Source organism: Escherichia sp. WS1368, from assembly GCF_046487485.1.
In the GTDB taxonomy this organism is placed as follows: Bacteria; Pseudomonadota; Gammaproteobacteria; order Enterobacterales; family Enterobacteriaceae; genus Escherichia; species Escherichia coli.
The window spans coordinates 446,648-473,647 of record NZ_JBJQJI010000002.1 but is presented as its reverse complement, the minus strand read 5'-3'; the positions used below and the strand labels follow the sequence as shown (position 1 = coordinate 473,647).

The 27,000-nt window shown below is 52.2% G+C and carries 28 protein-coding genes; 23 read left to right on the top strand and 5 right to left on the bottom strand.

Translation table 11 applies throughout. The annotated features are described in order from the left end of the window. The first annotated feature begins 184 nt into the window (after positions 1–184). Positions 185–238, top strand: coding sequence for a hypothetical protein (locus ACJHYD_RS07920; protein ID WP_010723271.1), 54 nt, complete (start codon positions 185–187; stop codon positions 236–238). Here ACJHYD_RS07920 and queG read toward each other — a convergent pair. Next, positions 221–1,360: a tRNA epoxyqueuosine(34) reductase QueG gene (gene queG / locus ACJHYD_RS07915; RefSeq protein ID WP_001550482.1), complete on the bottom strand. Its 1,140-nt coding sequence runs from the start codon at positions 1,358–1,360 to the stop codon at positions 221–223. The two genes, ACJHYD_RS07920 and queG, sit on opposite strands and share 18 nt — an antisense overlap. On the opposite strand from queG, the gene nnr reads away from it, so the two are divergent. The 21 genes from nnr to ACJHYD_RS07810 all read left to right on the top strand — a co-directional run bounded on the left by nnr (position 1,359) and on the right by ACJHYD_RS07810 (position 23,105). Next, entirely contained in the window at positions 1,359–2,906 is a 1,548-nt protein-coding gene (gene nnr, locus ACJHYD_RS07910) for a bifunctional ADP-dependent NAD(P)H-hydrate dehydratase/NAD(P)H-hydrate epimerase (RefSeq protein ID WP_023909786.1), read from the top strand. The genes queG and nnr overlap by 2 nt on opposite strands. After that, complete coding sequence (gene tsaE / locus ACJHYD_RS07905) at positions 2,878–3,339, top strand: tRNA (adenosine(37)-N6)-threonylcarbamoyltransferase complex ATPase subunit type 1 TsaE (protein ID WP_000981977.1); 462 nt, start codon at positions 2,878–2,880, stop codon at positions 3,337–3,339. The genes nnr and tsaE overlap by 29 nt, the downstream gene beginning before the upstream one ends. A gap of 18 nt (positions 3,340–3,357) precedes the next feature. Then, positions 3,358–4,695, top strand: a complete 1,338-nt coding sequence (gene amiB, locus ACJHYD_RS07900; protein ID WP_000990303.1) for an N-acetylmuramoyl-L-alanine amidase AmiB — start codon at positions 3,358–3,360, stop codon at positions 4,693–4,695. Positions 4,696–4,704: 9 nt separating this feature from the next. Continuing rightward, on the top strand, positions 4,705–6,552 hold the full coding sequence (gene mutL / locus ACJHYD_RS07895) for a DNA mismatch repair endonuclease MutL (RefSeq protein WP_001550486.1): 1,848 nt from the start codon (positions 4,705–4,707) through the stop codon (positions 6,550–6,552). After that, complete coding sequence (gene miaA / locus ACJHYD_RS07890) at positions 6,545–7,495, top strand: tRNA (adenosine(37)-N6)-dimethylallyltransferase MiaA (RefSeq protein ID WP_001280339.1); 951 nt, start codon at positions 6,545–6,547, stop codon at positions 7,493–7,495. Before mutL ends, miaA begins: the two co-directional genes overlap by 8 nt. An 85-nt stretch (positions 7,496–7,580) precedes the next feature. Continuing rightward, positions 7,581–7,889 (top strand): RNA chaperone Hfq, encoded by a 309-nt coding sequence (hfq, locus tag ACJHYD_RS07885; RefSeq protein ID WP_001051883.1) that lies wholly within the window; start codon positions 7,581–7,583, stop codon positions 7,887–7,889. A 76-nt stretch (positions 7,890–7,965) separates the two neighbouring features. Next, positions 7,966–9,246 carry a ribosome rescue GTPase HflX gene (gene hflX / locus ACJHYD_RS07880; protein ID WP_000460360.1) on the top strand — a complete coding sequence of 427 codons (1,281 nt, stop codon included), beginning with the start codon at positions 7,966–7,968 and terminating at the stop codon, positions 9,244–9,246. A gap of 85 nt (positions 9,247–9,331) precedes the next feature. Next, on the top strand, positions 9,332–10,591 hold the full coding sequence (gene hflK / locus ACJHYD_RS07875) for an FtsH protease activity modulator HflK (protein WP_000312488.1): 1,260 nt from the start codon (positions 9,332–9,334) through the stop codon (positions 10,589–10,591). Positions 10,592–10,593: 2 nt separating this feature from the next. Then, positions 10,594–11,598 (top strand): protease modulator HflC, encoded by a 1,005-nt coding sequence (gene hflC, locus ACJHYD_RS07870; protein ID WP_001232412.1) that lies wholly within the window; start codon positions 10,594–10,596, stop codon positions 11,596–11,598. An 81-nt stretch (positions 11,599–11,679) separates the two neighbouring features. Next, positions 11,680–11,877 (top strand): DUF2065 domain-containing protein, encoded by a 198-nt coding sequence (locus ACJHYD_RS07865; protein WP_001089295.1) that lies wholly within the window; start codon positions 11,680–11,682, stop codon positions 11,875–11,877. A gap of 103 nt (positions 11,878–11,980) precedes the next feature. After that, on the top strand, positions 11,981–13,279 hold the full coding sequence (gene purA / locus ACJHYD_RS07860) for an adenylosuccinate synthase (protein WP_000527955.1): 1,299 nt from the start codon (positions 11,981–11,983) through the stop codon (positions 13,277–13,279). A 204-nt stretch (positions 13,280–13,483) separates the two neighbouring features. After that, positions 13,484–13,909: a nitric oxide-sensing transcriptional repressor NsrR gene (gene nsrR / locus ACJHYD_RS07855; protein ID WP_001177639.1), complete on the top strand. Its 426-nt coding sequence runs from the start codon at positions 13,484–13,486 to the stop codon at positions 13,907–13,909. Between the two features lie 38 nt (positions 13,910–13,947). Then, entirely contained in the window at positions 13,948–16,389 is a 2,442-nt protein-coding gene (gene rnr, locus ACJHYD_RS07850; protein WP_000076315.1) for a ribonuclease R, read from the top strand. A gap of 90 nt (positions 16,390–16,479) precedes the next feature. After that, positions 16,480–17,211, top strand: coding sequence for a 23S rRNA (guanosine(2251)-2'-O)-methyltransferase RlmB (gene rlmB / locus ACJHYD_RS07845; RefSeq protein WP_001293282.1), 732 nt, complete (start codon positions 16,480–16,482; stop codon positions 17,209–17,211). A 126-nt stretch (positions 17,212–17,337) separates the two neighbouring features. Beyond that, positions 17,338–17,739: a YjfI family protein gene (locus ACJHYD_RS07840; protein ID WP_001550489.1), complete on the top strand. Its 402-nt coding sequence runs from the start codon at positions 17,338–17,340 to the stop codon at positions 17,737–17,739. A gap of 18 nt (positions 17,740–17,757) precedes the next feature. Further along, entirely contained in the window at positions 17,758–18,456 is a 699-nt protein-coding gene (locus ACJHYD_RS07835; RefSeq protein ID WP_001522365.1) for a PspA/IM30 family protein, read from the top strand. A gap of 50 nt (positions 18,457–18,506) precedes the next feature. Then, on the top strand, positions 18,507–19,166 hold the full coding sequence (locus tag ACJHYD_RS07830) for a YjfK family protein (protein WP_001564276.1): 660 nt from the start codon (positions 18,507–18,509) through the stop codon (positions 19,164–19,166). A gap of 17 nt (positions 19,167–19,183) precedes the next feature. Next, complete coding sequence (locus ACJHYD_RS07825) at positions 19,184–19,582, top strand: DUF350 domain-containing protein (protein WP_000547760.1); 399 nt, start codon at positions 19,184–19,186, stop codon at positions 19,580–19,582. A 9-nt stretch (positions 19,583–19,591) separates the two neighbouring features. Continuing rightward, positions 19,592–20,230: a DUF1190 domain-containing protein gene (locus ACJHYD_RS07820; RefSeq protein ID WP_000101676.1), complete on the top strand. Its 639-nt coding sequence runs from the start codon at positions 19,592–19,594 to the stop codon at positions 20,228–20,230. A gap of 2 nt (positions 20,231–20,232) precedes the next feature. Continuing rightward, positions 20,233–21,396, top strand: coding sequence for a glutathionylspermidine synthase family protein (locus ACJHYD_RS07815; protein WP_001550491.1), 1,164 nt, complete (start codon positions 20,233–20,235; stop codon positions 21,394–21,396). Positions 21,397–21,479: 83 nt separating this feature from the next. Then, positions 21,480–23,105, top strand: a complete 1,626-nt coding sequence (locus ACJHYD_RS07810; RefSeq protein WP_001550492.1) for an isovaleryl-CoA dehydrogenase — start codon at positions 21,480–21,482, stop codon at positions 23,103–23,105. Between the two features lie 116 nt (positions 23,106–23,221). Here the strand turns inward: ACJHYD_RS07810 and yjfN are convergent, their stop codons facing one another. Further along, entirely contained in the window at positions 23,222–23,497 is a 276-nt protein-coding gene (gene yjfN / locus ACJHYD_RS07805) for a DUF1471 family protease activator YjfN (RefSeq protein WP_000811566.1), read from the bottom strand. 148 nt (positions 23,498–23,645) lie between these two features. Continuing rightward, entirely contained in the window at positions 23,646–23,975 is a 330-nt protein-coding gene (gene bsmA, locus ACJHYD_RS07800) for a biofilm peroxide resistance protein BsmA (RefSeq protein WP_000254636.1), read from the bottom strand. 181 nt (positions 23,976–24,156) lie between these two features. Between bsmA and yjfP the strand changes: the two genes are divergently transcribed. After that, a complete protein-coding gene (gene yjfP / locus ACJHYD_RS07795) occupies positions 24,157–24,906 on the top strand; it encodes an esterase (protein WP_001719327.1) in 750 nt (249 codons plus the stop codon). Here yjfP and ulaR read toward each other — a convergent pair. Both ulaR and ulaG read right to left on the bottom strand, forming a co-directional pair. Continuing rightward, complete coding sequence (gene ulaR, locus ACJHYD_RS07790) at positions 24,903–25,658, bottom strand: HTH-type transcriptional regulator UlaR (protein ID WP_000133631.1); 756 nt, start codon at positions 25,656–25,658, stop codon at positions 24,903–24,905. The genes yjfP and ulaR overlap by 4 nt on opposite strands. 107 nt (positions 25,659–25,765) lie before the next feature. Continuing rightward, positions 25,766–26,830 (bottom strand): L-ascorbate 6-phosphate lactonase, encoded by a 1,065-nt coding sequence (gene ulaG, locus ACJHYD_RS07785; RefSeq protein ID WP_001295191.1) that lies wholly within the window; start codon positions 26,828–26,830, stop codon positions 25,766–25,768. Between the last annotated feature and the right edge of the window lie 170 nt (positions 26,831–27,000).

Sequence of the window (27,000 nt, the reverse complement as noted above, 5' to 3'; positions counted from 1 at the left end):
GTTTTTGTTGTCTCTGACAAACTCTTGTAAACAGAGTTATCCACAGCCTCAGGCCGTAATCTTAATTTCAAAGAAACTTCGCACGGTGAATAGTATTTTTTTAATCTATTGATAGATAAGTTAAAAATTAAGATTTCGTTTTGTCGAGTCGATCACTTGACGATTTTATTCGTCTTGAATTGCAATGCGTTTTTATTTTTATTCACAAGCTGTGGATGAATCAGGCGTCACGCGGTAACCCTTTTTCAATCACCCGAACCAGACGCTGTTTTTTCGGCAATTGCACTTCGACTATGCACGCATTTCGTCTCTCTATTTGCTGCGCAATCGCCCACGCTATGTGCTCATCAAGAAGTGGGTGCTCACCTTTGCGACTCTCCAGCGCCGCCAGAATCGTTTCATCCCAGGGGGCATTGCCTAATGCCACGGCGATATTACGCAGCCAGCGCAGGTGACCTATACGGCGAATCGCCGATCCTTCCGTGACTTTTAAAAACTTCTCTTCGCTCCAGGCGAATAACTCAATGAGTTCCGGTGCGTGTAGCGGCTTACGCGGGCTGAAATCGTCTTCTGTAGTGAGTTGCGAATAGCGATTCCACGGGCAGATAAGCTGGCAGTCATCGCAACCGTAAATACGGTTTCCCATTAACGGTCGCAACTCTTCCGGGATCGCCCCCTCCAGTTCGATGGTGAGATAAGAGATACAGCGGCGAGCATCGACGGTATATGGCTCGACGATGGCTCCGGTCGGGCAAATCGTCATACAGGCCACGCATTTACCGCATCCTTCCTCGACTGGTTGATCCACGGGCAGAGGAATATCGACCAGCAATTCGCCTAAAAAGAAGAATGAACCGGCCTCGCGATTGAGGATAAGTGAGTGCTTACCTGTCCAGCCAAGTCCTGCTTTTTCAGCTAACGGGCGCTCGAGAATAGGCGCAGAATCGACAAACGGTCTAAAATTCAGCGAAACACAATGTTGCTGAATCATCTCGCCCAGCTTTTTGAGTCGGTTGCGCAGAAGCTTGTGATAGTCACGGCCCAGCGCATAACGGCTAACATAGCCGAGTTTGGGATTTTTCAGCGTGCTGGCAAATGCGGCGTTAGCAGGAAGGTAATTCATCCGCACGCTGATCACGCGCAGCGTACCGGGCAATAATTCGTGAGGACGAGCACGCAGCATACCGTGACGCGCCATCCAGTCCATTTCGCCGTGGTATTGTTTGTCCAGCCATGCTTGCAGTTTGGGCTCGGACGCGCTGAGATCGGTATCGGTAATACCTACCTGCTGAAAGCCCAGTTCCAGCCCCCACTGTTTAATTTTTTGCGCTAACTGATTGAGATCGAGGGGCTCTGACATGACGGACCATACAATGAAGAAAAACCCCGTAAGTATACCACACACCGTCTGGTACGCCGACGATATCCGCCGCGGAGAACGCGAGGCGGCAGATGCGCTGGGACTCACACTCTATGAGCTGATGCTTCGCGCTGGCGAAGCCGCATTCCAGGTGTGTCGCACGGCTTATCCTGACGCCCGCCACTGGCTGGTGCTGTGCGGTCATGGTAATAACGGCGGCGATGGCTACGTGGTCGCGCGACTGGCCAAAGCGGTCGGTATTGAGGTCACGCTGCTGGCCCAGGAAAGTGACAAACCGTTGCCGGAAGAGGCCGCGCTGTCACGCGAAGCATGGTTAAACGCGGGAGGCGAGATCCATGCTTCGAATACTGTCTGGCCCGAATCGGTAGATCTGATTGTTGATGCGCTGCTCGGTACCGGCTTGCAGCAAGCACCCCGCGAATCCATTAGCCAGTTAATCGACCACGCTAATACCCATCCTGCGCCGATTGTGGCGGTTGATATCCCTTCCGGGCTGCTGGCTGAAACTGGCGCTACGCCAGGCGCGGTGATCAACGCCGATCACACCATCACTTTTATTGCGCTGAAACCAGGCTTGCTCACTGGAAAAGCGCGGGATGTTACCGGACAACTGCATTTTGACTCACTGGGGCTGGATAGCTGGCTGGCAGGTCAGGAGACGAAAATTCAGCGGTTTTCGGCAGAACAACTTTCTCACTGGCTGAAACCGCGTCGCCCGACATCGCATAAAGGCGATCACGGGAGAGTGGTGATTATTGGCGGCGATCACGGCACGGCGGGAGCTATTCGTATGACGGGGGAAGCGGCACTGCGTGCTGGTGCTGGTTTAGTTCGAGTATTGACCCGCAGTGAAAACATTGCGCCGCTACTGACTGCACGACCAGAATTGATGGTGCATGAACTGACTATGGACTCTCTTACCGAAAGCCTGGAATGGGCCGATGTGCTGGTGATTGGTCCCGGACTGGGCCAGCAAGAGTGGGGGAAAAAAGCCCTGCAAAAAGTTGAGAATTTTCGCAAACCGATGTTGTGGGATGCCGATGCATTGAACCTACTGGCAATCAATCCCGATAAGCGTCACAATCGCGTGATCACGCCGCATCCTGGCGAGGCCGCACGGTTGTTAGGCTGTTCCGTCGCTGAAATTGAAAGTGACCGCTTACATTGCGCTAAACGTCTGGTACAACGTTATGGCGGCGTAGCGGTGCTGAAAGGTGCCGGAACCGTGGTCGCCGCCCATCCTGACGCTTTAGGCATTATTGATGCCGGGAATGCAGGCATGGCGAGCGGCGGCATGGGCGATGTGCTCTCTGGTATTATTGGCGCATTGCTTGGGCAAAAACTGTCGCCGTATGATGCAGCCTGTGCGGGCTGCGTCGCGCACGGTGCGGCAGCTGACGTACTGGCGGCGCGTTTTGGAACGCGCGGGATGCTGGCAACCGATCTCTTTTCCACGCTACAGCGTATTGTTAACCCGGAAGTGACTGATAAAAACCATGATGAATCGAGTAATTCCGCTCCCTGATGAGCAGGCAACATTAGACCTGGGCGAGCGGGTAGCGAAAGCCTGCGATGGCGCAACCGTAATCTATCTGTATGGCGATTTAGGCGCAGGTAAAACCACCTTTAGTCGGGGCTTTTTACAGGCTTTGGGCCATCAGGGTAATGTCAAAAGCCCCACTTATACGCTGGTCGAACCCTATACGCTCGACAATTTAATGGTTTATCACTTTGATTTGTACCGCCTTGCCGATCCCGAGGAGCTGGAGTTTATGGGGATCCGCGATTATTTTGCCAACGATGCCATCTGCCTGGTGGAGTGGCCACAACAAGGTACAGGTGTTCTTCCTGACCCGGATGTCGAAATACACATTGATTATCAGGCACAAGGCCGTGAGGCGCGCGTGAGTGCGGTTTCCTCTGCGGGTGAATTGTTGCTGGCGCGTTTAGCCGGTTAACCTTTGAAAGGTGGCGGGATGATGTATCGCATCAGAAATTGGTTGGTAGCGACGTTGCTGCTGCTGTGCGCGCAGGTGGGTGCCGCGACGCTCTCTGATATTCAGGTTTCTAACGGCAACCAACAGGCGCGGATAACGTTGAGTTTTATTGGCGATCCTGATTATGCGTTTAGCCATCAAAGCAAACGCACCGTGGCGCTCGATATCAAACAAACGGGGGTAATTCAGGGGCTGCCGTTGTTGTTTAGCGGCAATAATCTGGTGAAGGCGATTCGCTCCGGAACGCCTAAAGATGCACAAACGCTACGGCTGGTGGTCGATCTTACCGAAAACGGTAAAACCGAAGCGGTGAAGCGGCAGAATGGCAGCAATTACACTGTCGTCTTTACGATTAACGCCGATGTGCCGCCACCGCCTCCTCCGCCGCCTGTGGTTGCGAAACGCGTTGAAACGCCTGCGGTTGTCGCACCGCGCGTCAGCGAACCGGCGCGCAATCCGTTTAAAACGGAAAGTAACCGCACTACAGGTGTTATCAGCAGTAATACGGTAACGCGTCCGGCAGCGCGTGCGACGGCTAACACTGGCGATAAAATTATCATCGCTATTGATGCAGGACACGGCGGTCAGGACCCTGGCGCTATCGGCCCCGGCGGTACGCGGGAGAAAAATGTCACCATCGCCATCGCACGTAAATTGCGTACTTTGCTCAATGACGATCCAATGTTTAAAGGCGTTTTAACCCGTGACGGGGATTACTTTATCTCGGTGATGGGGCGCAGCGATGTGGCACGTAAGCAAAACGCCAATTTCCTCGTGTCGATTCACGCTGATGCCGCACCGAACCGCAGTGCGACTGGCGCTTCCGTATGGGTGCTCTCAAACCGTCGTGCAAACAGCGAGATGGCAAGCTGGCTGGAACAGCATGAGAAACAGTCGGAGCTGCTGGGCGGAGCGGGCGATGTGCTGGCGAACAGTCAGTCTGATCCCTATTTAAGCCAGGCGGTGCTGGATTTACAGTTCGGTCATTCCCAGCGTGTAGGGTATGATGTAGCGACCAGTATGATCAGCCAGTTGCAACGCATTGGCGAAATACATAAACGTCGACCAGAACACGCCAGCCTTGGCGTTCTGCGTTCGCCGGATATCCCATCAGTACTGGTCGAAACCGGTTTTATCAGCAACAACAGCGAAGAACGTTTGCTGGCGAGCGACGATTACCAACAACAGCTGGCAGAAGCCATTTACAAAGGCCTGCGTAATTATTTCCTTGCGCATCCGATGCAATCTGCGCCGCAGGGTACAGCGGCACAAACTGCCAGTACGGTGACGACGCCAGATCGCACGCTGCCAAACTAAGGACGATTGATGCCAATTCAGGTCTTACCGCCACAACTGGCGAACCAGATTGCCGCAGGTGAGGTGGTCGAGCGACCTGCGTCGGTAGTCAAAGAACTGGTGGAAAACAGCCTCGATGCAGGTGCGACGCGTATCGATATTGATATCGAACGCGGTGGGGCGAAACTTATCCGCATTCGTGATAACGGCTGCGGTATCAAAAAAGATGAGCTGGCGCTGGCGCTGGCTCGTCATGCCACCAGTAAAATCGCCTCTCTGGACGATCTCGAAGCCATTATCAGCCTGGGCTTTCGCGGTGAGGCGCTGGCGAGTATCAGTTCGGTTTCCCGCCTGACGCTCACTTCACGTACCGCAGAACAGCAGGAAGCCTGGCAGGCCTATGCCGAAGGGCGCGATATGGACGTGACGGTAAAACCGGCGGCGCATCCTGTGGGAACGACGCTGGAGGTGCTGGATCTGTTCTACAACACTCCGGCGCGGCGCAAATTCCTGCGCACTGAGAAAACCGAATTTAACCATATCGATGAGATCATCCGCCGCATTGCGCTGGCGCGTTTCGACGTCACGATCAACCTGTCGCATAACGGTAAAATTGTGCGTCAGTACCGCGCAGTGCCGGAAGGCGGGCAAAAAGAACGGCGCTTAGGCGCGATTTGCGGTACCGCTTTTCTCGAACAAGCGCTGGCGATTGAATGGCAACACGGCGATCTTACGCTGCGCGGCTGGGTGGCAGATCCGAATCACACCACGCCCGCACTGGCGGAAATTCAGTATTGCTATGTGAATGGTCGCATGATGCGCGATCGCCTGATCAATCACGCGATCCGCCAGGCCTGTGAAGACAAACTGGGGGCCGATCAGCAACCGGCATTTGTGCTGTATCTGGAGATCGACCCACATCAGGTGGACGTCAATGTGCACCCTGCCAAACACGAAGTGCGTTTCCATCAGTCGCGTCTGGTGCATGATTTTATCTATCAGGGCGTGCTGAGCGTGCTACAACAGCAACTGGAAACGCCGCTACCGCTGGACGATGAACCACAACCTGCACCGCGCGCCATCCCGGAAAACCGCGTGGCGGCGGGGCGCAATCATTTTGCTGAACCGGCAGTTCGTGAGCCAGTAGCTCCGCGTTACACTCCTGCGCCCGCCTCAGGCAGTCGTCCGGCTGCCCCCTGGCCGAATGCGCAGCCAGGTTACCAGAAACAGCAAGGTGAAGTGTATCGCCAGCTTTTGCAAACGCCCGCGCCGATGCAAAAACCAAAAGCGCCAGAACCGCAGGAACCTGCACTTGCGGCGAACAGTCAGAGTTTTGGTCGGGTACTGACTATCGTCCATTCCGACTGTGCGTTGCTGGAGCGCGGCGGCAACATTTCACTTTTAGCCTTGCCAGTGGCAGAACGTTGGCTGCGTCAGGCGCAACTGACGCCGGGTGAAGCGCCAGTTTGCGCCCAGCCGCTGCTGATTCCGTTGCGGCTAAAAGTTTCTGGCGAAGAAAAATCGGCATTAGAAAAAGCGCAGTCTGCCCTGGCGGAATTGGGTATTGATTTCCAGTCAGATGCACAGCATGTGACCATCAGGGCCGTGCCTTTACCCTTACGCCAACAAAATTTACAAATCTTGATTCCTGAACTGATAGGCTACCTGGCGAAGCAGTCCGTATTCGAACCTGGCAATATTGCGCAGTGGATTGCACGAAATCTGATGAGCGAACATGCGCAGTGGTCAATGGCGCAGGCCATAACTCTGCTGGCGGACGTGGAACGGTTATGTCCGCAACTTGTGAAAACGCCGCCGGGTGGTCTGTTACAATCTGTTGATTTACATCCGGCGATAAAAGCCCTGAAAGATGAGTGATATCAGTAAGGCGAGCCTGCCTAAGGCGATTTTTTTGATGGGGCCGACGGCCTCCGGTAAAACGGCGTTAGCCATTGAGCTGCGTAAAATTTTACCAGTAGAGTTGATAAGCGTTGATTCTGCCCTTATTTACAAAGGGATGGATATCGGGACGGCGAAGCCGAACGCTGAAGAGTTACTCGCCGCGCCGCACCGATTGCTGGATATTCGCGATCCGTCGCAGGCTTACTCGGCTGCTGATTTTCGCCGTGATGCGCTGGCGGAAATGGCCGATATCACCGCGGCGGGGCGGATCCCACTGTTAGTGGGCGGTACGATGTTGTATTTCAAGGCATTGCTGGAAGGGTTGTCGCCGCTACCGTCGGCAGACCCGGAAGTGCGGGCCAGAATTGAGCAACAGGCGGCAGAGCAAGGTTGGGAGTCATTGCATCGTCAACTTCAGGAGATCGATCCGGTTGCGGCAGCAAGGATTCATCCAAATGATCCACAAAGGCTTTCCCGGGCACTGGAAGTTTTTTTCATTTCGGGTAAAACTTTAACGGAACTGACGCAAACGTCAGGAGACGCTCTACCGTATCAGGTGCATCAGTTCGCCATCGCCCCGGCGAGCCGTGAACTGCTCCATCAACGAATTGAGCAGCGTTTTCATCAGATGTTGGCTTCAGGTTTTGAAGCAGAAGTCCGGGCGCTTTTTGCCCGAGGAGATTTGCATACGGACTTGCCTTCCATTCGTTGCGTGGGTTATCGCCAGATGTGGTCTTACCTTGAAGGCGAAATCTCATACGATGAAATGGTTTATCGAGGTGTTTGCGCCACGAGACAGTTGGCGAAGCGGCAGATAACCTGGCTGCGTGGTTGGGAAGGGGTTCACTGGCTTGATAGTGAAAAACCAGAACAGGCGCGTGACGAAGTATTACAGGTTGTTGGTGCTATCGCAGGCTGAATGTGTACAATTGAGACGTATCGTGCGCAATTTTTTCAGAATCGAAAGGTTCAAAGTACAAATAAGCATATAAGGAAAAGAGAGAATGGCTAAGGGGCAATCTTTACAAGATCCGTTCCTGAACGCACTGCGTCGGGAACGTGTTCCAGTTTCTATTTATTTGGTGAATGGTATTAAGCTGCAAGGGCAAATCGAGTCTTTTGATCAGTTCGTGATCCTGTTGAAAAACACGGTCAGCCAGATGGTTTACAAGCACGCGATTTCTACTGTTGTCCCGTCTCGCCCGGTTTCTCATCACAGTAACAACGCCGGTGGCGGTACCAGCAGTAACTACCATCATGGTAGCAGCGCGCAGAATACTTCCGCGCAACAGGACAGCGAAGAAACCGAATAAGGTTTCGGGCTGTTTTTTTTACACGGGGAGCCAGCGATCCTGCGTTCCCCGCTGATCTATTTAGAGGGTTATACGCTTGTTTGACCGTTATGATGCTGGTGAGCAGGCGGTACTGGTACACATCTATTTTACGCAAGACAAAGATATGGAAGATCTCCAGGAGTTTGAATCTCTGGTCTCTTCCGCCGGTGTCGAAGCATTGCAGGTGATTACCGGTAGCCGTAAAGCGCCGCACCCAAAGTATTTTGTAGGTGAAGGTAAAGCAGTTGAAATTGCGGAAGCTGTCAAAGCGACGGGTGCTTCGGTCGTTCTTTTTGACCATGCCCTGAGCCCGGCGCAAGAGCGTAACCTGGAGCGTTTGTGCGAGTGTCGTGTCATCGACCGCACCGGCCTTATTTTAGATATTTTCGCCCAACGTGCGCGTACCCATGAGGGTAAGTTGCAGGTTGAGCTGGCGCAGCTGCGCCATCTGGCTACGCGCCTGGTGCGTGGCTGGACCCACCTTGAAAGACAGAAAGGCGGGATTGGTTTGCGTGGTCCGGGTGAAACCCAGCTCGAAACCGACCGTCGTTTGTTGCGTAATCGCATCGTGCAGATACAGTCGCGCCTGGAAAGAGTTGAAAAGCAGCGTGAGCAGGGGCGGCAATCGCGTATCAAAGCCGACGTTCCTACTGTTTCGCTGGTGGGATATACCAACGCCGGTAAATCTACCCTTTTCAATCGCATCACCGAAGCGCGGGTCTACGCGGCAGACCAGTTGTTTGCCACCCTCGACCCGACGTTGCGGCGTATTGACGTCGCGGATGTCGGTGAAACCGTGTTGGCAGATACCGTAGGGTTTATTCGCCACCTGCCGCACGATCTGGTGGCGGCATTTAAAGCCACGTTACAAGAGACGCGGCAAGCCACATTGCTGCTGCACGTCATTGATGCGGCGGATGTACGTGTACAAGAAAACATCGAAGCGGTGAATACGGTTCTTGAAGAGATCGACGCTCACGAGATCCCAACCCTGCTGGTGATGAACAAGATCGATATGCTGGAAGATTTCGAACCGCGTATTGATCGGGACGAAGAGAACAAACCGATCCGTGTCTGGCTTTCCGCACAGACCGGAGCGGGGATACCACAGCTTTTTCAGGCTTTGACGGAGCGGCTTTCCGGCGAGGTGGCGCAGCATACATTGCGTCTGCCACCGCAGGAAGGGCGTCTGAGAAGTCGTTTTTATCAGCTTCAGGCAATAGAAAAAGAGTGGATGGAGGAGGACGGCAGCGTAAGTCTGCAAGTTCGTATGCCGATCGTTGACTGGCGTCGCCTCTGTAAACAAGAACCGGCGTTGATCGATTACCTGATCTAACGGCGTAGCGTCTGAAGCGTGGAGTCATATCCTCTGGCGTCGAAAGACAACAGGGATCACCGCATAACAAATATGGAGCACAAACATGGCGTGGAATCAGCCCGGTAATAACGGACAAGACCGCGACCCGTGGGGAAGCAGCAAACCTGGCGGCAACTCTGAGGGAAATGGAAACAAAGGCGGTCGCGATCAAGGGCCACCTGATTTAGATGATATCTTCCGCAAACTGAGCAAAAAGCTCGGTGGTCTGGGCGGCGGTAAAGGCACCGGATCTGGCGGTGGCAGTTCATCGCAAGGCCCGCGCCCGCAGCTTGGCGGTCGTGTCGTTACCATCGCAGCGGCAGCGATTGTCATTATCTGGGCGGCCAGTGGTTTCTATACCATTAAAGAAGCCGAACGTGGCGTGGTAACACGCTTTGGTAAATTCAGCCATCTGGTTGAGCCGGGTCTGAACTGGAAACCGACGTTTATCGACGAAGTCAAACCGGTGAACGTGGAAGCCGTGCGTGAACTGGCCGCTTCTGGTGTGATGCTGACGTCGGACGAGAACGTAGTGCGCGTTGAGATGAACGTGCAGTACCGCGTCACCAATCCGGAAAAATATCTGTATAGCGTGACCAGCCCGGATGACAGCCTGCGTCAGGCTACCGACAGCGCCCTACGCGGGGTTATCGGTAAATACACCATGGACCGCATTCTGACGGAAGGTCGTACCGTGATTCGTAGCGATACTCAGCGCGAACTGGAAGAGACGATTCGTCCGTATGACATGGGTATCACTCTGCTGGACGTCAACTTCCAGGCAGCTCGTCCGCCAGAAGAAGTAAAAGCGGCGTTTGACGATGCGATTGCCGCGCGTGAAAACGAACAGCAATATATTCGTGAAGCAGAAGCGTATACCAACGAAGTTCAGCCGCGTGCGAACGGTCAGGCGCAACGTATCCTCGAAGAGGCGCGTGCGTACAAGGCCCAGACCATCCTGGAAGCTCAGGGTGAAGTGGCGCGCTTTGCTAAACTTCTGCCGGAATATAAAGCCGCGCCGGAAATTACTCGCGAGCGTCTGTATATCGAGACGATGGAAAAAGTGTTGGGCAACACCCGCAAAGTGCTGGTTAACGATAAAGGTGGCAACCTGATGGTTCTGCCGTTAGACCAGATGCTGAAAGGTGGTAACGCCCCTGCGGCGAAGAGCGATAACGGTGCCAGCAATCTGCTGCGTCTGCCGCCAGCCTCTTCCTCCACAACCAGTGGAGCAAGCAACACGTCGTCCACCAGTCAGGGCGATATTATGGACCAACGCCGCGCCAACGCGCAGCGTAACGACTACCAGCGTCAGGGGGAATAACGATGCGTAAGTCAGTTATCGCGATTATCATCATCGTGCTGGTAGTGCTTTACATGTCTGTCTTTGTCGTCAAAGAAGGTGAGCGCGGCATTACGCTGCGTTTTGGTAAGGTACTGCGTGACGATGACAACAAACCTCTGGTTTATGAGCCGGGTCTGCATTTCAAGATACCGTTCATTGAAACGGTGAAAATGCTCGACGCACGTATTCAGACCATGGACAACCAGGCCGACCGCTTTGTGACCAAAGAGAAGAAAGACCTGATCGTCGACTCTTACATCAAATGGCGCATCAGCGATTTCAGTCGTTACTACCTGGCAACGGGCGGTGGCGACATTTCGCAAGCGGAAGTGCTGTTGAAACGTAAGTTCTCTGACCGTCTGCGTTCTGAAATTGGTCGTCTGGATGTGAAAGACATCGTCACCGATTCCCGTGGTCGTCTGACCCTCGAAGTACGTGACGCGCTGAACTCCGGTTCTGCGGGTACAGAAGATGAAGTTACTACCCCGGCAGCAGATAACGCCATTGCCGAAGCGGCAGAGCGCGTAACGGCTGAGACGAAGGGCAAAGTTCCGGTCATCAACCCGAACAGTATGGCGGCGCTGGGTATTGAAGTTGTCGATGTGCGTATCAAGCAGATCAACCTGCCGACCGAAGTGTCTGAAGCGATCTACAACCGTATGCGCGCCGAGCGTGAAGCGGTAGCGCGTCGTCACCGTTCACAAGGTCAGGAAGAAGCGGAAAAACTGCGCGCGACTGCCGACTATGAAGTGACCAGAACGCTGGCAGAAGCTGAGCGTCAGGGCCGCATCATGCGTGGTGAAGGCGATGCCGAAGCAGCCAAACTGTTTGCTGATGCATTCAGTAAAGATCCGGACTTCTACGCATTCATCCGTAGCCTGCGTGCTTATGAGAACAGCTTCTCTGGCAATCAGGACGTGATGGTCATGAGCCCGGATAGCGATTTCTTCCGCTACATGAAGACGCCGACTTCCGCAACGCGTTAATATAACGACTGCGGTACAGGTCAATAAAGCCACCGCATCCTCAGGGATGTCGGTGGTTTTCTTTTTCTATAAGGATAATGAATGAATTCGACAATCTGGCTGGCGCTTGCCCTGGTTTTGGTGCTCGAAGGTTTAGGGCCGATGCTTTACCCGAAGGCATGGAAGAAGATGATCTCTGCGATGACCAATTTGCCTGATAATATTTTACGTCGTTTTGGCGGTGGACTTGTGGTTGCGGGCGTTGTGGTCTACTACATGTTGAGGAAAACGATTGGCTGAACAAAAAACAGACTGATCGAGGTCATTTTTGAGTGCAAAAAGTGCTGTAACTCTGAAAAAGCGATGGTAGAATCCATTTTTAAGCAAACGGTGATTTTGAAAAATGGGTAACAACGTCGTCGTACTGGGCACCCAATGGGGTGACGAAGGTAAAGGTAAGATCGTCGATCTTCTGACTGAACGGGCTAAATATGTTGTACGCTACCAGGGCGGTCACAACGCAGGCCATACTCTCGTAATTAACGGTGAAAAAACCGTTCTCCATCTTATTCCATCAGGTATTCTCCGCGAGAATGTAACCAGCATCATCGGTAACGGTGTTGTGCTGTCTCCAGCCGCGCTGATGAAAGAGATGAAAGAACTGGAAGACCGTGGCATCCCCGTTCGTGAGCGTCTGCTGCTGTCTGAAGCATGTCCGCTGATCCTTGATTATCACGTTGCGCTGGATAACGCGCGTGAGAAAGCGCGTGGCGCGAAAGCGATCGGCACCACCGGTCGTGGTATCGGGCCTGCTTATGAAGATAAAGTGGCACGTCGCGGTCTGCGTGTTGGCGACCTTTTCGACAAAGAAACCTTCGCTGAAAAACTGAAAGAAGTGATGGAATATCACAACTTCCAGTTGGTTAACTACTACAAAGCTGAAGCGGTTGATTACCAGAAAGTTCTGGATGATACGATGGCTGTTGCCGACATCCTGACTTCTATGGTGGTTGACGTTTCTGACCTGCTCGACCAGGCGCGTCAGCGTGGCGATTTCGTCATGTTCGAAGGTGCTCAGGGTACGCTGCTGGATATCGACCACGGTACTTATCCGTACGTAACATCTTCCAACACCACTGCTGGTGGCGTGGCGACCGGTTCCGGCCTGGGCCCGCGTTATGTTGATTACGTTCTGGGTATCCTCAAAGCTTACTCCACTCGTGTGGGTGCAGGTCCGTTCCCGACTGAACTGTTTGATGAAACTGGCGAGTTCCTCTGCAAGCAGGGTAACGAATTCGGCGCAACTACGGGTCGTCGTCGTCGTACCGGCTGGCTGGACACCGTTGCCGTTCGTCGTGCGGTACAGCTGAACTCCCTGTCTGGCTTCTGCCTGACCAAGCTGGACGTTCTGGATGGCCTGAAAGAGGTGAAACTCTGCGTGGCTTACCGTATGCCGGATGGTCGTGAAGTGACTACCACTCCGCTGGCAGCTGACGACTGGAAAGGTGTAGAGCCGATTTACGAAACCATGCCGGGCTGGTCTGAATCCACCTTCGGCGTGAAAGATCGTAGCGGCCTGCCGCAGGCGGCGCTGAACTACATCAAGCGTATTGAAGAGCTGACCGGTGTGCCGATCGATATCATCTCTACCGGTCCGGATCGTACTGAAACCATGATTCTGCGCGACCCGTTCGACGCGTAATTCTGGTACGCCTGGCAGATATTTTGCCTGCCGGGCTAACAGTGTGATACATTGCTGTGTCGGTTAAGCCATTACGCTTTCCGACACAGTGTTAAATCCTCGCTTTTTTCCTTCCCCGAACTGAAATAAATTAGCGACACAGCTTGTGGCTGGTTTATCATCAATATAAATGTATTTTTTCCCGATTTCCCTTTTGAGGTTGATGTGCAGTTAACGAGTTTCACTGATTACGGATTACGTGCGCTGATCTACATGGCGTCATTGCCAGAAGGGCGGATGACCAGTATTTCTGAAGTGACTGACGTCTACGGCGTCTCCCGTAATCATATGGTCAAAATAATCAATCAACTTAGTCGTGCCGGCTACGTGACTGCTGTTCGTGGAAAAAATGGCGGCATTCGTCTGGGTAAACCGGCGAGTGCGATACGTATTGGTGATGTGGTGCGCGAGCTGGAGCCCTTATCGCTGGTGAATTGCAGCAGTGAGTTTTGCCACATTACACCTGCCTGTCGGTTGAAACAGGCACTTTCTAAGGCCGTGCAAAGTTTTCTTACGGAACTGGATAACTACACGCTTGCCGATTTGGTTGAAGAGAATCAACCGCTTTATAAATTATTGCTGGTGGAGTGACGAAAATCTTCATCAGAGATGACAACGGAGGAACCGAGATGTCACAAGATCCTTTCCAGGAACGCGAAGCTGAAAAATACGCGAATCCCATCCCTAGTCGGGAATTTATCCTCGAACATTTAACCAAACGTGAAAAACCGGCCAGCCGTGATGAGCTGGCGGTAGAACTGCACATTGAAGGCGAAGAGCAGCTTGAAGGCCTGCGTCGCCGCCTGCGCGCGATGGAGCGCGATGGTCAACTGGTCTTCACTCGTCGTCAGTGCTATGCGCTGCCGGAACGCCTCGACCTGGTGAAAGGTACCGTTATTGGCCACCGTGATGGCTACGGCTTTCTGCGGGTTGAAGGGCGTAAAGATGATTTGTATCTCTCCAGCGAGCAGATGAAAACCTGCATTCATGGCGATCAGGTGCTGGCGCAGCCGCTGGGCGCTGACCGTAAAGGTCGTCGTGAAGCGCGTATTGTCCGCGTACTGGTGCCAAAAACCAGCCAGATTGTTGGTCGCTACTTTACCGAAGCGGGCGTCGGCTTTGTGGTTCCTGACGACAGCCGTCTGAGCTTCGATATCTTAATCCCGCCCGATCAGATCATGGGCGCGCGGATGGGCTTTGTGGTGGTTGTTGAACTGACCCAACGCCCGACTCGCCGTACCAAAGCGGTGGGTAAAATCGTCGAAGTGCTGGGCGACAATATGGGCACCGGCATGGCGGTTGATATCGCTCTGCGTACCCATGAAATTCCGTACATCTGGCCGCAGGCTGTTGAGCAACAGGTTGCCGGGCTGAAAGAAGAAGTGCCGGAAGAAGCAAAAGCGGGCCGTGTTGATCTGCGCGATTTACCGCTGGTCACCATTGATGGCGAAGACGCCCGTGACTTTGACGATGCGGTTTACTGCGAGAAAAAACGCGGCGGCGGCTGGCGTTTATGGGTCGCGATTGCCGACGTCAGCTACTATGTGCGCCCTCCAACGCCGCTGGACAGAGAAGCGCGTAACCGTGGTACGTCGGTGTACTTCCCTTCGCAGGTTATCCCGATGCTGCCGGAAGTGCTCTCTAACGGTCTGTGTTCGCTTAACCCGCAGGTAGACCGCCTGTGTATGGTGTGCGAGATGACGGTTTCGTCGAAAGGCCGCCTGACTGGCTACAAATTCTATGAAGCGGTAATGAGCTCTCACGCACGTCTGACCTACACCAAAGTCTGGCATATTCTGCAGGGCGATCAGGATCTGCGCGAGCAGTACGCCCCGCTGGTTAAGCATCTCGAAGAGTTGCATAACCTCTATAAAGTGCTGGATAAAGCCCGTGAAGAACGCGGTGGGATCTCATTTGAGAGCGAAGAAGCGAAGTTCATTTTCAACGCTGAACGCCGTATTGAACGTATCGAACAGACCCAGCGTAACGACGCACACAAATTAATTGAAGAGTGTATGATTCTGGCGAATATCTCGGCGGCGCGTTTCGTTGAGAAAGCGAAAGAACCGGCACTGTTCCGTATTCACGATAAGCCGAGCACCGAAGCGATTACCTCTTTCCGTTCAGTGCTGGCGGAGCTGGGGCTGGAACTGCCGGGCGGTAACAAGCCGGAACCGCGTGATTACGCGGAGTTGCTAGAGTCGGTTGCCGATCGTCCTGATGCAGAAATGCTGCAAACCATGCTGCTGCGCTCGATGAAACAGGCGATTTACGATCCGGAAAACCGTGGTCACTTCGGTCTGGCATTGCAGTCCTATGCGCACTTCACTTCGCCGATTCGTCGTTATCCTGACCTGACGCTGCACCGCGCCATTAAGTATCTGCTGGCGAAAGAGCAGGGGCATCAGGGCAATACCACTGAAACCGGTGGTTACCATTATTCGATGGAAGAGATGCTGCAACTGGGTCAGCACTGTTCGATGGCGGAACGTCGTGCCGACGAAGCAACACGCGATGTAGCTGACTGGCTGAAGTGTGACTTCATGCTCGACCAGGTAGGTAACGTCTTTAAAGGCGTAATTTCCAGCGTCACTGGCTTTGGCTTCTTCGTCCGTCTGGACGACTTGTTCATTGATGGTCTGGTCCATGTCTCTTCGCTGGACAATGACTACTATCGCTTTGACCAGGTAGGGCAACGCCTGATGGGTGAATCCAGCGGCCAGACTTATCGCCTGGGCGATCGCGTGGAAGTTCGCGTCGAAGCGGTTAATATGGACGAGCGTAAAATCGACTTTAGCCTGATCTCCAGCGAACGCGCACCGCGCAACGTCGGTAAAACGGCGCGCGAGAAAGCGAAAAAAGGCGATGCTGGCAAAAAAGGCGGCAAGCGTCGTCAGGTCGGTAAAAAGGTAAACTTTGAGCCAGACAGTGCCTTCCGCGGCGAGAAAAAACCGAAGCCGAAAGCGGCGAAGAAAGACGCGAGAAAAGCGAAAAAGCCATCGGCTAAAACGCAGAAAATAGCCGCAGCGACCAAAGCGAAGCGTGCGGCGAAGAAAAAAGTGGCAGAGTGATCATAACCCTCTTCAAACAGAAGAGGGTGAATTATCCGTAGGCCGGGCAAGCGTGGCGCTCCCGGCAAAACGTAAACAACGAGTACATTAATGAGCGAAATGATTTACGGCATCCACGCAGTGCAGGCCCTGCTGGAGCGCGCCCCTGAACGTTTTCAGGAAGTCTTTATTTTAAAAGGCCGTGAAGATAAACGTCTGTTACCGCTGATTCACGCCCTTGAGTCCCAGGGCGTGGTTATCCAGTTGGCGAACCGTCAGTATCTCGACGAGAAAAGCGACGGTGCCGTGCATCAGGGCATTATCGCCCGTGTGAAGCCAGGACGGCAGTATCAGGAAAACGATCTGCCGGATCTGATCGCTTCGCTCGATCAACCGTTCCTGCTGATCCTCGACGGCGTAACCGATCCGCACAACCTCGGCGCGTGCCTGCGTAGCGCGGACGCCGCTGGTGTTCATGCGGTGATTGTGCCGAAAGATCGCTCCGCACAGCTCAACGCCACGGCGAAAAAAGTGGCCTGTGGTGCGGCAGAAAGCGTTCCGCTGATTCGGGTGACTAATCTGGCGCGCACCATGCGTATGTTGCAGGAAGAGAATATCTGGATCGTCGGTACGGCAGGTGAGGCGGATCATACACTTTATCAGAGCAAAATGACCGGACGGCTGGCACTGGTGATGGGCGCGGAAGGTGAAGGTATGCGTCGCCTGACTCGTGAACATTGCGACGAGTTGATCAGCATCCCAATGGCAGGAAGCGTTTCTTCCCTGAACGTTTCGGTTGCGACAGGGATTTGCTTATTTGAAGCGGTGCGACAGCGCAGCTAGTTCCTCTGAATTATGAAAAGCCATCCAGATTTGGATGGTTTTTTTTTGTGTTTAGCTGGTAAGATAATTACGTACTGCAAATATTCATTTTGTTAATATTTAAACTAAATCTATATGGAATAATATATGACATGGAATCCGTTGGCGCTGGCGACGGCGCTGCAAACTGTACCTGAACAAAATATTGATGTAACAAATAGCGAGAACGCATTAATTATTAAAATGAATGATTATGGCGATTTGCAAATCAATATTCTTTTTACTTCCCGCCAAATGATTATCGAAACCTTTATTTGTCCGGTGAGTAGTATCAGCAATCCAGATGAATTTAATACCTTCTTATTAAGAAATCAGAAGATGATGCCGTTGTCATCGGTAGGGATCTCCAGCGTGCAACATGAAGAGTATTACATTGTTTTCGGGGCGTTATCGCTTAAATCTTCTCTTGAAGATATCCTGCTTGAGATAACCTCGCTGGTAGATAACGCATTGGATCTGGCTGAAATTACAGAAGAATATTCACTCTAATTACAAGGACGGGTATTTATGGGAATTTTAAAAAGTTTATTTACGCTGGGGAAATCGTTTATCTCCCAGGCGGAAGAATCCATTGAAGAAACCCAGGGCGTGCGCATGCTGGAACAGCATATCCGTGACGCTAAAGCTGAACTCGATAAAGCCGGAAAATCTCGCGTTGATCTGCTGGCGCGGGTGAAATTAAGTCACGATAAGCTGAAAGATTTACGTGAGCGCAAAGCCAGTCTGGAAGCTCGTGCGCTGAAAGCGTTAAGCAAGAACGTTAATCCGTCGTTGATTAACGAAGTTGCTGAAGAAATCGCGCGCCTTGAGAATCTCATTACCGCTGAAGAGCAAGTGTTGTCGAATCTGGAAGTCTCTCGTGATGGCGTGGAAAAAGCAGTTACAGCGACAGCGCAGCGTATCGCTCAGTTTGAGCAGCAAATGGAAGTCGTTAAAGCCACTGAAGCCATGCAGCGTGCACAACAGGCTGTAACGACCTCTACCGTTGGCGCATCTTCCAGCGTTTCGACAGCGGCAGAATCCTTAAAACGCCTGCAAACGCGTCAGGCCGAACGTCAGGCTCGTCTGGATGCTGCTGCACAGTTGGAAAAAGTCGCAGACGGTCGCGATCTTGATGAAAAGCTGGCGGAAGCCGGAATAGGCGGTAGCAATAAAAGTAGCGCCCAGGATGTATTAGCAAGACTGCAACGCCAACAGGGCGAGTAATTTTTTTGCCAGCCTCACTGCAAGGCTGGCAACTATTTTAAGGATAAAATATGTCTGGTTTTTTCCAGCGTCTGTTTGGCAAGGATAATAAGCCTGCTATCGCTCGCGGTCCGCTGGGTCTGCATCTCAATAGTGGTTTTACGCTCGACACGTTAGCGTTTCGTTTGCTGGAAGATGAATTGCTGATTGCGCTGCCGGGTGAGGAATTTACGGTAGCCGCCGTCAGCCGCATCGATCTGGGCGGCGGTAGCCAGATTTTCCGCTACTACACTTCAGGCGATGAGTTTCTGCAAATCAATACCACCGGCGGCGAAAATATTGATGACATTGATGATATCAAGCTCTTTGTCTATGAAGAGAGCTACGGTATCAGTAAAGAGAGTCACTGGCGCGAGACGATCAATGCCAAAGCGATGGGGGCAATGACCTTAAACTGGCAGGAAAAACGCTGGCTGCGATTTTTTAACAGCGAAGAACCGGGAAATATCGAACCCGTCTACATGCTGGAAAAAGTAGAAAATCAAAACCATGCCAAATGGGAAGTACATAATTTTACCATGGGCTACCAACGGCAAGTAACCGAAGATACTTACGAATATTTGCTGCTAAATGGTGAGGAATCTTTTAACGATCTCGGCGAGCCAGAGTGGTTATTTTCGCGCGCGTTGGGTGTCGATATCCCGCTGACATCACTTCATATTATTGGTTAATTACAAGGACGTTTACAATGCATATACTGGATTCTCTTCTTGCCTTTAGTGCCTATTTTTTTATTGGCGTGGCTATGGTGATTATTTTTCTTTTTATCTATTCTAAAATTACACCGCACAACGAATGGCAGTTAATCAAAAACAATAATACCGCGGCGTCACTGGCGTTCAGCGGTACATTGTTGGGTTACGTGATCCCCTTATCCAGTGCGGCAATCAATGCGGTGAGTATTCCAGACTATTTCGCCTGGGGCGGGATTGCTCTGGTGATTCAATTACTCGTTTTTGCTGGCGTCAGGCTTTATATGCCCGCATTAAGCGAAAAAATTATTAATCACAATACCGCAGCAGGAATGTTTATGGGAACCGCCGCACTGGCTGGTGGTATTTTTAACGCAGCTTGTATGACATGGTAATGGACGATCATGGCCAGAAAACGCAAATCAAGAAATAACAGTAAAATTGGTCACGGAGCGATCAGTCGCATTGGCAGACCGAATAATCCTTTTGAACCGCGTCGCAATCGCTACGCACAAAAATACTTAACGTTGGCGCTAATGGGCGGTGCCGCTTTTTTCGTATTGAAAGGTTGTGGCGATAGTGGCGATGTCGATAACGACGGCGACGGAACGTTTTACTCGACTGTGCAGGATTGTATTGATGACGGTAATAATTCAGATATCTGTGCTCATGGCTGGAACAACGCCAAAGCGGCGTTTTATGCCGATGTTCCGAAGAATATGACTCAGCAGAATTGTCAGTCTAAGTATGAAAATTGTTACTACGACAACGTTGAACAGAGTTGGATCCCGGTCGTTTCTGGATTTTTGTTAAGCCGGGTTATTCGTAAAGATCGCGATGAGCAGTTTGTGTATAACAGCGGTGGTTCCTCTTTTGCTTCGCGCCCCGTCTGGCGCAACACTTCTGGTGATTACTCCTGGCGCTCCGGTTCTGGCAAAAAAGAGTCTTACTCTTCGGGCGGCTTTACCACCAAAAAAGCGTCAACCGTTTCTCGCGGCGGCTATGGTCGTTCTTCCAGCGCCCGTGGGCATTGGGGAGGCTAATCATGCTGAGACACAACGTTCCTGTGCGGCGGGATCTGGACCAGATCGCCGCTGACAACGGTTTCGACTTTCATATCATCGACAATGAAATCTATTGGGACGAGAGTCGGGCTTACCGTTTTACTCTGCGCCAGATTGAAGAGCAGATCGAAAAACCGACTGCGGAACTGCATCAGATGTGCCTTGAGGTGGTGGATCGCGCGGTTAAAGACGAAGAGATCCTGACGCAACTGGCGATCCCTCCGTTGTACTGGGATGTGATCGCTGAAAGCTGGCGCGCACGCGATCCTTCGCTGTATGGCCGGATGGATTTTGCCTGGTGTGGCAATGCGCCGGTGAAGCTGCTGGAGTACAACGCCGATACGCCAACCTCGTTGTATGAATCGGCTTATTTTCAGTGGCTGTGGCTGGAGGATGCCCGGCGCAGCGGCGTTATTCCGCGTGATACCGATCAGTACAATGCCATTCAGGAACGCCTGATTTCGCGCTTTAGCGAGCTTTATAGTCGGGAGCCGTTTTATTTTTGCTGTTGTCAGGACACTGACGAAGACAGGAGTACCGTGCTGTACTTGCAGGACTGCGCCCAGCAGGCAGGGCAGGAGTCGCGGTTTATCTACATTGAAGATCTCGGTTTGGGCGTCGGCGGTGTACTGACCGATCTTGATGATAATGTCATCCAGCGTGCATTTAAGCTGTACCCGCTGGAGTGGATGATGCGTGACGATAACGGTCCGCTGCTGCGCAAGCGCCGCGAGCAATGGGTGGAGCCGTTATGGAAAAGTATCTTGAGTAACAAAGGGCTAATGCCGCTGCTTTGGCGCTTCTTTCCTGGTCATCCTAATCTTCTGGCGTCCTGGTTTGAGGGCGAAAAACTGCAGATCGCCGCTGGCGAAAGCTATGTGCGTAAACCGATCTACTCGCGCGAGGGCGGTAACGTCACCATTTTCGACGGTCAGAATAACGTCGTTGACCACGCTGACGGTGATTACGCCGATGAACCGATGATCTATCAGGCGTTTCAACCTCTACCGCGATTTGGCGATAGTTACACGCTGATTGGTAGCTGGATTGTCGATGATGAAGCGTGCGGTATGGGTATCCGCGAAGATAACACGCTGATCACTAAAGACACTTCGCGTTTTGTTCCGCACTACATTGCGGGTTAAGAATGTTTTAGCAATCTCTTTCTGTCGGGAATCCGTGGCAGTGACCATACTAATGGTGACTGCCATTGATGGAGGGAGACACAGTGCACTGGCAAACTCACACTGTTTTTAATCAACCTATACCCTTAAATAACAGCAATTTATACTTATCTGATGGCGCGCTCTGCGAAGCGGTAACACGCGAAGGCGCTGGCTGGGATAGCGATTTTCTCGCCAGTATTGGTCAGCAACTCGGAACGGCTGAATCCCTTGAACTGGGGCGACTGGCGAATGTAAACCCACCTGAACTATTGCGCTACGATGCCCAGGGGCGGCGTCTGGACGATGTCCGTTTCCATCCCGCATGGCACCTGCTGATGCAGGCGTTATGTACCAATCGGGTACACAACCTGGCCTGGGAAGAAGACGCTCGCTCCGGCGCATTTGTGGCGCGCGCGGCGCGTTTTATGTTACATGCGCAGGTTGAGGCTGGGTCGTTATGTCCGATAACCATGACCTTTGCCGCCACGCCATTGCTGTTACAGATGTTACCCACGCCGTTTCAGGACTGGACCACGCCGCTGTTGAGCGATCGCTACGATTCTCACTTATTGCCAGGTGGGCAAAAACGCGGTTTGTTGATTGGCATGGGAATGACGGAAAAGCAGGGCGGTTCCGATGTGATGAGCAACACCACCCGCGCAGAGCGTCTGGAAGATGGCTCTTATCGGCTGGTGGGGCATAAATGGTTTTTCTCAGTGCCACAAAGCGATGCGCATCTGGTGCTGGCGCAGACCGCGGGCGGTCTGTCCTGCTTTTTTGTGCCGCGCTTTTTGCCTGACGGGCAACGCAACGCGATTCGCCTCGAGCGGCTGAAAGACAAGCTGGGTAATCGTTCCAATGCCAGTTGCGAAGTGGAGTTTCAGGATGCCATTGGCTGGTTGTTGGGTCAGGAAGGGGAAGGGATTCGTCTGATCCTGAAAATGGGTGGGATGACGCGTTTTGATTGCGCCCTGGGTAGCCATGCCATGATGCGCCGTGCGTTCTCGCTGGCGATATATCACGCTCATCAACGCCATGTATTTGGTAATCCGTTAATAGAACAGCCCCTTATGCGCCATGTCTTAAGTCGCATGGCGCTTCAGCTTGAAGGGCAAACGGCGTTGCTGTTTCGTCTTGCGCGAGCGTGGGATCGGCGTGCCGATGCCAAAGAAGCCCTGTGGGCGCGCTTATTTACGCCTGCGGCGAAATTTGTGATCTGCAAACGTGGCATTCCGTTTGTGGCTGAGGCGATGGAGGTGCTGGGCGGTATTGGCTATTGCGAAGAGAGCGAGCTGCCGCGGCTTTACCGGGAGATGCCGGTAAACAGTATTTGGGAAGGTTCCGGCAATATTATGTGCCTGGATGTGCTGCGCGTTCTTAATAAGCAAGCGGGAGTATACGACTTGCTGTCGGAAGCGTTTATGGAAGTGAAAGGGCAAGATCGTTATTTTGATCGCGCGGTTCGTCGTTTACAGCAGCAGCTGCGTAAGCCAGCTGAAGAACTGGGGCGAGAGATTACTCATCAGCTATTCCTGCTGGGCTGCGGTGCGCAAATGTTGAAATATGCTTCTCCGCCAATGGCACAGGCGTGGTGTCAGGTGATGTTAAATACGCGCGGTGGCGTGCGGTTGTCAGAGCAGATCCAGAATGATTTATTGCTGCGGGCGACGGGGGGAGTGTGTTTGTAAGCGTATACGACGGATGCGACGCTGGTTTCGATTAACTAAATGAAATATGTGAAAATTGTAGGCCGGACAAGGCGCTCGCGCCGCATCCGGCATTGTTCATTCGCTTCAGATGACACTCACGCATACAGTATCGCCTGTACACGCCAGTTATCAGGCTGTTGGTCTTCGTACATGGTAATAATGCGGTACCATGACGCACCTTGTTCATCGGCCTTTAACGCCACGATACGTTCCACGTCCTGCGGATCCCCTGAAATATTGCTAACTGAGATCTGACCTATTTCATTCAGGCCCGTCACGCAGTCAGCACTGGCGAATTCTGCAGACTGTGCCGTGGCGCTCGCAGGATAAGTCACTAATTGCAGCGAGGGTGAGGCAAGTAATTGTTTCATCGTCAGCTCCATTTTTCGTTTCCCCACATGTTGCAGGGCATTCCATCGCGGTAATAAACGCCCAGGCTTCCAGCCGGTAATTTATTGTGCACAGGTAAACGCATAGGGACGCAAAGCAATGTAAAGCTGACTATGTAAGTTGTCTGATTTATTTACGGTACAAAATGGCTTGTGAATACCACTGTCCTGTCACGATGGTTTCGTCCACCATGACGACAACGTAATAATCAGCTTTTGCAGCGACAGCTTTTGCTCTGATTTCTGCTAATGCGTCATCCGGAGAACCCCGAACCATCGTGCTTACGCTACCTATTCGCTGTAACCCTTGCGTCTGGTCGCGGCGAATCTCTTGCGGATGGTCCGTTACTGGCGGTGCTGGCTGTGGCGTACCTTGCAGTGCGCTACAGGCACTTAACATCAACACCAATAATAAACTGGCAAACCGGTAAATAACGCTATTACGTTTCCTGCTAACCATAGTGTAGTGCCTTATTAATTTAACTTTGGGGGAATGTTCCCGAATTGTTACCTGGTACGCGATTTTCGAATGAAAACGTGACGAAAGCGTAACCCACATCTCAACATTATGAACTAATACCGCCAGCAGAAACTTGTGCTAAGGATTTCTTCATGTCATACCAGACAAAAAGGAGAGACAGATGATTGAAATAGAATCACGCGAGCTGGCAGATATTCCCGTTCTTCATGCTTATCCTGTCGGACAAAAAGATACCCCGTTACCGTGCGTGATTTTTTATCACGGCTTTACTTCGTCCAGTCTGGTGTATAGCTATTTTGCCGTTGCGCTGGCGCAGGCTGGTTTGCGGGTGATCATGCCGGATGCGCCCGATCACGGTAGTCGTTTTAGTGGCGACGCAGCGCGGCGGTTAAATCAATTCTGGCAAATCTTGCTACAAAGTATGCAGGAATTCACTACTTTACGTGCGGCAATAGCCGAAGAAAACTGGCTGCTTGATGACCGTCTTGCAGTCGGTGGCGCGTCGATGGGCGCGATGACGGCACTGGGAATTACCGCTCGCCACCCCACGTTGAAATGTACCGCCAGCATGATGGGATCGGGCTATTTTACATCGCTCGCCCGTTCACTGTTTCCACCGCTGATACCTGAAACGACAGCACAGCAGAATGAATTCAATAACATTGTCGCGCCGCTGGCAGAGTGGGAAGCGACAAACCACCTGGAACAACTTAGTGACAGACCTCTACTGCTGTGGCATGGCCTCGACGATGACGTTGTGCCTGCCGACGAATCACTACGTTTGCAGCAGGCCTTAAGCGAGACGGGACGGGATAAACGGCTAACCTGTTCATGGCAGCCAGGCGTGCGTCACCGCATTACGCCTGAGGCGTTAGATGCTGCCGTGACATTTTTCCGCCAGCATCTTTAAACACGCAGAATGCTGACCCCTTGCGCTTCCAGTTGTTGCAGGATTTCCGGGTTAGCATTTTTGCCGGTGATAAGCATATCGATTTGATCGGCACGGCTAAAAAGCATTCCCGCGCGTTCGCCAATCTTACTGCTATCAACCAGTACCACCAGTTTCCCTACCACGCTCAGCATCTTCTGCTCTGCCATTGCTGTCAGCATATCGGTTTTATACAACCCTTCTGCGGTCAGCCCTTTTCCGCTGGTAAACATCCAGTGCCCGGCATAGAGACTGTTTTCGCTGCCCTGCGGGCTTAAAGTGATGGACTGACTTTTGTTGTACTGTCCGCCCATAATGATCACGCTGTCATGTTCTTGATCGATCAGGTAATTTGCCAGCGGTAGATAATTAGTGATGATTTGCACTGGCTTGCCACACATTTCCCGCCCAAGCAGAAACGCGGTGGAGCCGCAGTTGATGACTACGCTTTCGCCCGGATTAACCAGCTGCGAGGCCGCTTTAGCGATACGTACTTTTTCATCGTGATTCTGCGCCTGATGCAGATTCATCGGCGTCCAGCGCGGGCGCTGTTGGGTAATAGCTTCTGCGCCATTGCGCACTTTTTTCAGTTTGCCGCTTTCGTCAAGTTTATTGATATCGCGTCGCGCAGTGGCAGGCGAAATTCCCAGACGCTCAACGACTTTCTCAACGGTCACAAAGCCCAATTGTGCGAGCATTTCCAGGAGGATTTGATGTCTTTGTGCTTCAGTCATGAGCTATTCCGATAAAATTTGATTTTTTTAGATGATATTTGAAATAGCCAGGAAATACTACGCCGGATAGCGCGAACTTCTCCACGCTATCCGGTATAAACGACAGATTACAGGAATGACTTGAACGGCAGATCCGGTTCAATAGTGAAGCAATCATCGAAACCGCGCGGATAGTGGTACTCGAAGTTGTCTTTATCCAGCGGCCAGGTAAATTTGCCGCCAACCTGCCAGATAAACGGCTTGAAGCCATACTTCAGACGATCTTTTTTCATCTCCCACAGCACGCGGATCTCTTGCGGATCGGCCTGGAAGTTTGACCAGATGTCGTGGTGGAACGGGATAACCACTTTCGCATTCAGGGCTTCACCCATACGCAGCATATCGGCGCTGGTCATTTTGTCGGTAATACCGCGCGGGTTCTCACCATACGATCCTAACGCCACATCGATCTGATGTTCGTTACCGTGCTTCGCATAATAGTTAGAGTAGTGGGAGTCGCCGCTGTGATACAGGGAGCCGCCAGGCGTTTTGAACAGATAGTTCACCGCGCGATCGTCCATGCCGTCCGGCAGTACGCCAGCCGCTTTTTGATCGGCAGGCAGGGTGATCAGTGCAGTACGGTCGAAAGCGTCAAGCGCATGAATTTCAATGTCTTTTACTTTTACAACATCGCCCGGTTTGACCACGATGCAACGCTCTTTCGGTACGCCCCAGCCAATCCACAAATCAACGCAGGTTTTCGGTCCAATGAATGGTACGTCATCAGCACAGTTCTGCATCACGGCAGCAGCGACGTTAACGTCGATATGATCGTTGTGATCGTGAGTCGCCAGTACCGCGTCGATCTGGCGAATCGCAAACGGATCAAGAACAAACGGGGTGGTGCGTAGGTTTGGCTGCAGTTTTTTCACGCCAGCCATGCGCTGCATCTGGTGACCCTGTTTCATTAACGGGTTACCGTGACTTTGTTTGCCAGTGCCGCACCAGAAATCAACGCAAACGTTGGTGCCACCTTCTGATTTCAACCAGATCCCGGTGCAGCCTAGCCACCACATCGCAAATGTGCCAGGGGCGACCTGCTCTTGTTCAATTTCTTCATTCAGCCAGCTACCCCACTCCGGGAAAGTGCTCAGGATCCAGGATTCTCGGGTGATACTTTTCACTTTACTCATCGCCATTTACCTTCATGATAGTTCAATTCGAATCAATATGTGATTGGTTTTGATTAATCCTGGCACTATTTTTTCAGGAAGGCAATGACCATTTTTTGACTTTTTGCCGGGTGAATTGTTGTGAATTTGGAGTGTGGAAAGATTTAATGGAATGTGTAATTCAATTAACT

Coding starts and splice junctions, on each gene's coding strand:
- nnr (WP_023909786.1), top strand. CDS start 1,359: ATGACGGACCATACAATGAAGAAAAACCCCGTAAGTATACCACACACC.
- queG (WP_001550482.1), bottom strand. CDS start 1,360: ATGTCAGAGCCCCTCGATCTCAATCAGTTAGCGCAAAAAATTAAACAG.
- tsaE (WP_000981977.1), top strand. CDS start 2,878: ATGATGAATCGAGTAATTCCGCTCCCTGATGAGCAGGCAACATTAGAC.
- amiB (WP_000990303.1), top strand. CDS start 3,358: ATGATGTATCGCATCAGAAATTGGTTGGTAGCGACGTTGCTGCTGCTG.
- mutL (WP_001550486.1), top strand. CDS start 4,705: ATGCCAATTCAGGTCTTACCGCCACAACTGGCGAACCAGATTGCCGCA.
- miaA (WP_001280339.1), top strand. CDS start 6,545: ATGAGTGATATCAGTAAGGCGAGCCTGCCTAAGGCGATTTTTTTGATG.
- hfq (WP_001051883.1), top strand. CDS start 7,581: ATGGCTAAGGGGCAATCTTTACAAGATCCGTTCCTGAACGCACTGCGT.
- hflK (WP_000312488.1), top strand. CDS start 9,332: ATGGCGTGGAATCAGCCCGGTAATAACGGACAAGACCGCGACCCGTGG.
- hflC (WP_001232412.1), top strand. CDS start 10,594: ATGCGTAAGTCAGTTATCGCGATTATCATCATCGTGCTGGTAGTGCTT.
- ACJHYD_RS07865 (WP_001089295.1), top strand. CDS start 11,680: ATGAATTCGACAATCTGGCTGGCGCTTGCCCTGGTTTTGGTGCTCGAA.
- purA (WP_000527955.1), top strand. CDS start 11,981: ATGGGTAACAACGTCGTCGTACTGGGCACCCAATGGGGTGACGAAGGT.
- rnr (WP_000076315.1), top strand. CDS start 13,948: ATGTCACAAGATCCTTTCCAGGAACGCGAAGCTGAAAAATACGCGAAT.
- rlmB (WP_001293282.1), top strand. CDS start 16,480: ATGAGCGAAATGATTTACGGCATCCACGCAGTGCAGGCCCTGCTGGAG.
- ACJHYD_RS07840 (WP_001550489.1), top strand. CDS start 17,338: ATGACATGGAATCCGTTGGCGCTGGCGACGGCGCTGCAAACTGTACCT.
- ACJHYD_RS07835 (WP_001522365.1), top strand. CDS start 17,758: ATGGGAATTTTAAAAAGTTTATTTACGCTGGGGAAATCGTTTATCTCC.
- ACJHYD_RS07830 (WP_001564276.1), top strand. CDS start 18,507: ATGTCTGGTTTTTTCCAGCGTCTGTTTGGCAAGGATAATAAGCCTGCT.
- ACJHYD_RS07825 (WP_000547760.1), top strand. CDS start 19,184: ATGCATATACTGGATTCTCTTCTTGCCTTTAGTGCCTATTTTTTTATT.
- ACJHYD_RS07820 (WP_000101676.1), top strand. CDS start 19,592: ATGGCCAGAAAACGCAAATCAAGAAATAACAGTAAAATTGGTCACGGA.
- ACJHYD_RS07815 (WP_001550491.1), top strand. CDS start 20,233: ATGCTGAGACACAACGTTCCTGTGCGGCGGGATCTGGACCAGATCGCC.
- yjfN (WP_000811566.1), bottom strand. CDS start 23,497: ATGAAACAATTACTTGCCTCACCCTCGCTGCAATTAGTGACTTATCCT.
- bsmA (WP_000254636.1), bottom strand. CDS start 23,975: ATGGTTAGCAGGAAACGTAATAGCGTTATTTACCGGTTTGCCAGTTTA.
- yjfP (WP_001719327.1), top strand. CDS start 24,157: ATGATTGAAATAGAATCACGCGAGCTGGCAGATATTCCCGTTCTTCAT.
- ulaR (WP_000133631.1), bottom strand. CDS start 25,658: ATGACTGAAGCACAAAGACATCAAATCCTCCTGGAAATGCTCGCACAA.
- ulaG (WP_001295191.1), bottom strand. CDS start 26,830: ATGAGTAAAGTGAAAAGTATCACCCGAGAATCCTGGATCCTGAGCACT.